The organism is Mesorhizobium sp. M0293, from assembly GCF_040321735.1.
Lineage (GTDB): Bacteria > Pseudomonadota > Alphaproteobacteria > Rhizobiales > Rhizobiaceae > Mesorhizobium.
Genome location: NZ_JAMYSA010000276.1, coordinates 1 through 1392, shown reverse-complemented (window position 1 = coordinate 1392; position 1392 = coordinate 1). Strand labels below are relative to the sequence as shown.

At 59.0% G+C, this 1392-nt stretch carries 1 protein-coding gene; it reads right to left on the bottom strand.

All coding sequences use genetic code 11. The features are described from left to right. Positions 1-9 precede the first annotated feature (9 nt). The gene (locus tag NKJ06_RS35420; protein ID WP_352812571.1) at positions 10-1311 is read right to left on the bottom strand and encodes an IS4 family transposase; all 1302 of its coding nucleotides are present in this window, start codon (positions 1309-1311) and stop codon (positions 10-12) included. Positions 1312-1392: the final 81 nt, after the last annotated feature.

Genomic DNA, 1392 nt, shown 5'->3' with positions numbered 1-1392 from the left:
TAATGCGGTTCACTTAAGAACCTTAACGATCTTGAATTGGTAGCGTTGGGGCGGTTTTTTAACGACACGGGGGCATGTTCGCCCCCGTTTTGTTGGGAGCAGCAGGTCGCCCAATCGATTTCGTAGTCGGGTGAGGTGAGCGGGCAGTTTGGCTGGGGCCTCGATGGCCATCCAGCCCCATTCATGGCGCAGATAGTGTAGCGCGGTGGTGAAGCTCAGCAGTGTTGGGCTGACCTGGGCTTCGGCGGCGACTTCGGCCATTTCCAGCCTGACCATATTGTAAGCCAGCAAGGCTCCCCAGATTTCCTGGTAGACTGTCTCCGGGGTGCCGCTGCGCAGTGTCATCTGGCTGCCGAGCAGTTCCTGCTTGATCTCACGGTAGCTGGTTTCGATCCGCCAGCGTTCCTCATATTGATGGACGATCTCCTTGGCGGGATAGGCCTTGGTGTCCATCAGCGACGTCAACAAGATGCGCTTGCGCCCGTGCCTGGAGATCGTCTCGATGGCTCGGGCCTCCCAGAAGAGAGGCAGGTCGGGATTGGCTTTGCGGGCCTGCGGTGAGACGGCCATCCGAACCCGATAGTCATTGCCTTTGGGATCGAGGCGCTCCCATTTGAGATTGCCTTTGGCGGGGATCAGCCAGTGGCGCTGCTGCCCATTGGTTTGAAGCAGCAACAGCAGGTTGGCGCTGAAGAAGCCCTTGTCCAAGACTGTCAGGGAATGATCCGGAACCTGGGCGAGCAGATCCTTGGCATAGAGCATCTCGTTCTTGCCATAGATCCCGAACACCGCATCGCGAACCAGATGGGTGGCCAGCGCCGTCAAAGTGAGAAGCCGCACCTGCGGATAGCTCGCCACCACGCCGTCGGGGTAGGCTTGGGCGCCGAAGTGTTCGCGGTTTTCCGCGCTGTCGCTGGTGCGCAAGGTGCTACCGTCCATCGCATAGCGCGCAAGACCTCGCCAACTCCGGCCCACCTGATGACGCTCGTCCCAACAGGCCGAACTCATCGCAAACAGCTGAGCCAGGGGGGCTCGCCCCAAGCGCTGCCGGGCTTGCGTCAGCGCGCTCTTGGCGATGTCCGGGTTCACCTCATCTGGCAAAACCAGGTCAAGATGGGCAACCACCTCCGGGATCGACTGATGACGGAAAAGCGCAAGCGCAATCACCAGCCAAATGACCTGCTCAGCCGGCAGCTTGCGCTTGCGAATACTGGCCTTGCCTGTAACCGCGAGAGCCCGGGCTATCCAGGCCGGGTCAATCGCCCGCGAAACAGCCGATAAATCGACAGAATGTCCAATGCTACGCGACATCAAAAACACAACCAGGATGGGAACGAATCCCCATCCTGATCGAAAAATCTTACCCAACTTTGCTTAAGTGAACTGCATTAG